We start from the raw sequence: 5,736 nt of genomic DNA on the forward strand, positions 1-5,736 counted from the left end.
CGAACGCCACCCCCGCAACTACCTGGCCTTTCTTGGCCTCGCCGCCGCCCTCTGTTGCTACAAACAACTTGCCCGACTCACCACATAGGACACGGCCTTAGAGCGGAGGCGTTGCAAGCATCCTCTGTCTCCAGGCTCCTACCTGGATTACCCGCACGCCAGCCGGCGGCCCACCTCAACCGAGACGACTACCGGCCCTTCTCCGTCCGGGGCGAGGAACGCCGCATCGAGCTTCGCGCCCAGGAGGAGCGCCAGCAGCGCGAGTGGGAAGAGACCACCATGCGGCGGCAGAAGGCCGCCGCGTGGGCCTGTCCGACCTGCGGCTGTGAGGGTCTGCCAGCCTGGACCTTCAGGACAACGGCTTGCAGCGCTTCAAGCTGCCGAGCACGCTTGTCACGCGTGCAGGCCACTGCGACGGGGAGGTCAGGAGTCCCTCTTCACTGCGAGGAAGCTGGCTGTCTGTCCTGCTCTGGAGAGGTTGGCGCCGCTGCCGTGGTCCTTGGCACGTAGGACGGTTCCGGCGAGCGTCATCCGTTGTCCCACTCCGGTCGGCCAGTGGCGGAGGACCGTGCCGTCGTACTCGTAGTGGAAGTCCTCAATCGGGGTCCCGGGAGTCCCCTTGCCTGTGAGCGTGATTGCCAAGGGTGCCCCGTCCGATGTCCCGTCCGCCTGCCCGACCATCTCCATCGCCAGCGGTTCCATGCCCGCCGGTGCCGGGAAGACCAGCAGACCGCTCACGCTGCCCGCCGGAGTGGCTGTCAGCCTGAGTTCCAGTTGAGCGAACCTGAGATCGTTGAAGTCCTCGATGGGCTCCGGTCTGTTAAAGAAACTTCGGTATGTGTATGTGCCTGTGAGGTCTGTGGCCTGCACTGTTTCTCCTCGGTCATGTCGTGATTGCGGGCGAGCGGATCGACGCAGGGTTCGTGATGGATCGCCGTCGATTTGTGGGAAGCCGGGCGAGCGATCGGTAGACGTGTTCAGTGCTCCTGAACGCCGGTGCTGTCATGGACGAACAGGGTCCGGGTGTCAGAGGCGCTGTAGCGTTCCCTGAGCTCGAAGTCATCAGCGGTGCCGGCTACCGGGGTGTCGGGCGGCTCGAAGTACAGGACGTAGGTCTTCGCCGTGTCGGACTCGCTCTCCAACTGGAGCCACCCTTGGTAACCCGCGGCGGGAAACGTGCCGGTCGCTTTGACGGTGACGGTGCTGGGCGAGCGGTTGACTGTGATCACGGCGGTACCGAGTTCCAGACGCTTGAGACCGCCCTCCTTCCAGCGTCGGAAGACATCGATCCACTCCTGTGGCCACGGCCCGCCGAAGGCTGTCGGCGGCATGGTCCCGGCCTCCAAGCGGTCGAGGATGTGCTCGGCGTGCTCGACCACCTCGTCGTACACCCAGAGGTTCAGTGAGTGGGGGATCATGTGGTCGCGGTCTGTCGCGGTGAACATGGGCCGGATGTGCAGCTCGTACACCGGGGTGCGCATCAGGAGTAGACCTCCATGCGCACGTCCTTGAAGTCGACTTCGTCGACCGGCGGCAGGGGGTGCGGGGGCAGCCCTGTCGGGCTGGGCGCGGGGATGAACTGCAGGGTGAACACCAGGTCGGCGCCGTCCGCTCCCAGCGACTCCAAGGCGGGTGCCACGTCGAAGCGAGCCGTGCGGGAGACGTGATGGTGGTCGCCGTGCATGTCGTCGTGGCCGTTGTGCATGTGCTGGTGGGCTCGCCACAGTGCCACGTACCCTGCTCCGAACCGACGTGCGAACCCGTCGTCGTCGGGCTGGAAGGGCACGTCGGAGGGATGGAGGAAGCCGCGCAGCATGTAGCTTCCTGTGTTCGGCACCTTGAGCTCGTCGAGTCGCACACGCAGTCGTTTCCCCGCGGTCTCGGGCACCTTGAACCCGAGTTGCACGACTTCTTTGTCACGCAGTTCGGTCACGATGTCGGCGTTCGCGTCGAGCGGTGTGAGCGGCTCAGTCGCCAGAAGGTTGAGCGGCGCCGGGGGCACGGGCGACGGCGGCACCCCGAAGGCGGCCTTGAGCTGCTCCGTGTACTCGTACTCGTAGTCGAGGTCCGCGGTGTTGGTGAACTCGGAGATCTTGTGTTTGGGCTGCGAAGCGAACCCCAGCAGCACCTGGTCCGGCGAGGTCAGGGGCGGCGTGCCGTTACGGCGCTGCCATTCCGCCCACATCAGATCGATGAAGGCGTGGAAGCTGAAGTAAATGGGGTCCTCGGCCGCTGCCGAGGGGTTCGCCATCGCCCCGCCGATGTAGAAGCCGTGCATCGTGTTGTGCGGGCCACCTTCGAGCCGTCCGTCGTCTCCAAAGGGGTCGCCCACCGGGTAGCCGGCGAACTCCTTCTGGTCCGTCTCCGTCGTGACGATCTCCAGCGTGTCCGGCGGCAACGACGCTGCTGCGGAGCTGCGTGGGGCTTTCAGCCCGGGCTTCTTGAACGCGAGGGGGAATTTCTCGGGCGTCTGCTCGTTGATCCAGTCCCAGTACGGAATGGTGACGTTCTGGGTGCGCGGCGGGTCGGCCGCTTGGAGCAGCTTCTCGAAATAGTGCAGATGCGCCCGGTGCCACGGCAGGAAGCGGTCGTTGTTGTGCTCGCATCTGATGGCGACGCCGTCCGGTCCCACGAAACCGTTGTGCAGTGCAGCCTGGAATGCGTACCCGGTCGGATCGTCCTCGTTCACCTCCGAGCGCTGCCGCAGGATCTCGAGCGCGTGAATGTAGTCGTCCAGTTCCGCGTCCGTGAGGGCGTTGATGTCTTTGCGGACCTTGGGCATTTTGCCTCCATTGGGGGGACAGGTGCAGCGGGCAGGCCGCTGTCATATTCCAGATGCAAGAATTGGAGGTCCGGAAGGACACCGCAAGCCAGTAGCGCGTCCGGAGTAATCAATACTTCCGGAGATCCGGTTCGTGGGCCGCGCGCTCGACCTGCATTCAACCATCGGCCTGCGGCTGCATGCCCGTGATCAGAACGAGCTGCCTGCCAGGGCGCGGCGGTTCCTGGCCGGGCGCCGGTCTGGGCCATCTCGTCGACCAATCGGCGTCCTACTGCTGTGTCAGTGGGGCGTCGCTGCCCGTCAGCCAGTGCCCGTTCCAGAGCGGTAGTGCCGTCATCAGCGGTGTTCTTGGGTGCGGGGAGCGGGATACGGCGGAACTCGTCGATGGCCTGGCGCACGATGTCTCGGATTGCCACTCTCATCCCGCGCAGCTTCACGGCCCTCCGGTTCCTGATGAACATGACCGGACTCCAAAGTCGGACACCCTTAAAGACGGTGTCCCATGTGGTGAGGTGGACCAGTCGCTCGTACCAGCACAGGGCGGCGGCGAGGCCGAGAAAGGCCGGGTAGTTGCGGGCGTGGCGTTCGTAGCGGGGACTGAGTCGGCGGTAGCCGGACAGTCAGGAGGTCGTCCGCTCGATCAACAACCTGCGGCGGCCCAACCGTTCACTGGACTCGATGCTCGTGGCCACATCGGGCCGCACGTGGCAACAATTGCCACCGCCTCCGGCCCGGGTTGGCAGACGGTCTACCGAAGGTTCGCCCAGTGGAGCCGAGCCAGTGTCTGGGCAAGGCTCCACCGCGCGGTCCTCGACGAACTCGGAGCACGAGGCGAGCTGGACTGGTCGCGGTGCGCGATCGGTTCCGTGAAACATCCGGACCGCACAGGGGGGGGGGCCACTGACCGGACCGAATCCGACGATCGCGGCTCGAATCGAACGGTCAAGGATGCGTCACCTCACCAGGCCCGACCCCCACAGCCCGTAGCAGGGGAAGTCGGGCCCTTCTGTGGCGATGTGCGGTGTCAGCGGCGGCCGCAATCCGTCCAGCCATCCCGGATGCCAGATGCCGTGCACCAGACGGCGGCAGCACGGCGGCTGGCCGGTCGACGGGCTGAGGCGGCCCGGCACCCGTTCTCGTGAACCTGCCGCGCATGCTGGGCGTGTCCGCAGATGCGTTCTCAGGCAACGCAGATGCCTGCATAGGCTCCCCGGCATGGACATCGTGATCCCGCTCTTCAGGCTCTTCGAGCCGCTCGACGCCATCGGCCCGTACGAGCTCCTGGCGCACGTCCCCGACGCCCGGGTGCGCTTCGTCGCGCCCGAACCGGGGCGGATCACCGACGTGCTGGGCGCCATGCGGGTGGACGTGCCCACCCGGTACACGGAGGTCGAGTCCTGCGACGTGCTGCTCGTCCCGGGCGGCGCGGGGGCGCGACTGATGCTGAACAACACGGAGTTCATCGACTGGGTGCGCCGGATTCACGAGACGACCCGCTTCACCACCTCGGTCTGTACCGGCGCGCTCATCCTCGGGGCAGCGGGGCTGCTCCAAGGGCAGACCGCGACCACCCACTGGATGGCGATGGACGACCTGGAGACGTTCGGCGCCACCTACACCGCGGAACGCGTCGTCCGGCACGACAAGATCATCACCTCGGCCGGGATCTCCGCCGGTATCGACATGGCCCTGGGGCTGTGCGCGTTGCTGAGCGACGAACTCACCGCCCGGGCCATTCAGCTTTTCACCGAGTACGACCCCCAGCCGCCGTACGACAGCGGCTCCCTGGCCACCGCGACGCCCGAGGTCGTGGCCCGGGCCCGGGAGCTCGCCAGCGGCGGCTGATGTGACCTTTGGGCGTTGGTGGAGGTAGGGGGCGTGGCGGGGGAGTGCGCCGGGTGGGTGGTGGTGGACCGCCCGTCGTGGCGAGGCCGCGCAGCACGCCCCCATACGACAAGACCGCCACCTCCTACGAAGCAGCGGTCAGCCTCGCCTCATTTCTGGTGGCGATGCCGCGGAAGCCTTTGAGGTGGTTGAAGCAGCGTTCGACGGTGTTGCGTCGGCGGTAGGTCTCGCGGTCGAAACCAGGTGGCCGGCCGCCGCGACTGCCGCCGGTTTCGGCGGTGCTTCTTCTGGTCGTCTTTCTCGGGGATCGTGGCGGCGATGCCGCGTCGTCGCAGGTAGGCGCGGAATCCCCGGGAGCTGTAGGCCTTGTCTGCCACGACATGGTCGGGTGTGGAGCGTGGACGGCCCAGTCCTGTGCGGGGCACGCGTATGCGTTCGAGCAGGGCTTGTGCCATGACGCTGTCGTGTCGTTGGCCGGCGGTGAGCATGAGGGCCAGAGGACGGCCCTGTCCGTCGGCGGCGAGGTGGATCTTGGTGGTCAGGCCTCCTCGGGATCGGCCGAGGGCGTGATCGTCCGGTTCGTCCTGCCGGTGCTTCCCCCTTTTCGTCCGGTGGTGGCGGCGTGCTGATGGGCCCGGACGATGGTGGAGTCGATCTGGACCAGCCAGTCGATGTCGCCGGCCGCGTCCGCGCGGGTCTGGATCTGCCGCAGGGCCCTGGTGAACACGCCGTCGATTGCGTAGCGGCGGAACCGCGTGTAGACCGTCTGCCAGGAGCCATAGCGTGTTGGCAGGTCACGCCAGGAAATCCCGGTACGGATCTTGTAGACCATCCCGTTGATGATCTGCCGGTCCTCCGCTCGGGGCCGTCCCCGGACGGCCCGCGGTATCAGTGGAGCGAGCAACTCCCACTCGTGATCAGTGAGCCTCTTTCATCCTGAATAGTTGCAGATCAGCAGTGTGTGGACGGCTTGGACGATGGTGCCGATGCGGCGGGTGGAGCATTTGGCTTGCTGTAGTAGCCGCCAGGACTTCAGTTGTGCGAAGGCCCGTTCCCCCGGTGCTCTCAGCCGGGCATGGTCGCGGTTGAACTGCTGGTAGTGCTCCGGT

Annotated in this window: 5 protein-coding genes and 4 pseudogenes; 3 read left to right on the top strand and 6 right to left on the bottom strand. The window is 66.4% G+C overall.

Annotated elements, in window-relative coordinates; all coding sequences use genetic code 11:
• Nucleotides 1–88: pseudogene (locus tag AC07FK_RS33925) on the top strand (IS5/IS1182 family transposase); the annotation flags it as partial.
• A 335-nt stretch (nucleotides 89–423) separates the two neighbouring features.
• On the opposite strand, the gene AC07FK_RS33930 reads toward AC07FK_RS33925, so the two are convergent.
• The 4 genes and pseudogenes from AC07FK_RS33930 to AC07FK_RS33945 all read right to left on the bottom strand — a co-directional run.
• Complete coding sequence (locus AC07FK_RS33930) at nucleotides 424–870, bottom strand: hypothetical protein (RefSeq protein WP_479108750.1); 447 nt, start codon at nucleotides 868–870, stop codon at nucleotides 424–426.
• Between the two features lie 107 nt (nucleotides 871–977).
• The gene (locus AC07FK_RS33935; RefSeq protein WP_479108751.1) at nucleotides 978–1,481 is read right to left on the bottom strand and encodes a hypothetical protein; all 504 of its coding nucleotides are present in this window, start codon (nucleotides 1,479–1,481) and stop codon (nucleotides 978–980) included.
• The gene (locus tag AC07FK_RS33940; RefSeq protein ID WP_479108752.1) at nucleotides 1,481–2,782 is read right to left on the bottom strand and encodes a tyrosinase family protein; all 1,302 of its coding nucleotides are present in this window, start codon (nucleotides 2,780–2,782) and stop codon (nucleotides 1,481–1,483) included. Before AC07FK_RS33940 ends, AC07FK_RS33935 begins: the two co-directional genes overlap by 1 nt.
• Before the next feature lie 503 nt (nucleotides 2,783–3,285).
• Nucleotides 3,286–3,462 (bottom strand): annotated as a pseudogene (locus AC07FK_RS33945) (IS5/IS1182 family transposase); the annotation flags it as partial.
• Between AC07FK_RS33945 and AC07FK_RS33950 the strand changes: the two are divergent.
• A pseudogene (locus tag AC07FK_RS33950) lies at nucleotides 3,461–3,703 on the top strand (transposase); the annotation flags it as partial. The pseudogenes AC07FK_RS33945 and AC07FK_RS33950 overlap by 2 nt on opposite strands.
• A gap of 294 nt (nucleotides 3,704–3,997) precedes the next feature.
• Entirely contained in the window at nucleotides 3,998–4,627 is a 630-nt protein-coding gene (locus AC07FK_RS33955) for a DJ-1/PfpI family protein (RefSeq protein WP_479108753.1), read from the top strand.
• A gap of 124 nt (nucleotides 4,628–4,751) precedes the next feature.
• On the opposite strand, the pseudogene AC07FK_RS33960 reads toward AC07FK_RS33955, so the two are convergent.
• Both AC07FK_RS33960 and AC07FK_RS33965 read right to left on the bottom strand, forming a co-directional pair.
• Nucleotides 4,752–5,552: pseudogene (locus AC07FK_RS33960) on the bottom strand (IS5 family transposase); the annotation flags it as partial.
• A 6-nt stretch (nucleotides 5,553–5,558) separates the two neighbouring features.
• Nucleotides 5,559–5,736, bottom strand: a 178-nt coding sequence (locus AC07FK_RS33965; RefSeq protein ID WP_479108754.1) for a transposase family protein, incomplete at its 5' end; no start/stop codon positions are given.

Source organism: Streptomyces sp. NPDC046122 (assembly GCF_056429965.1).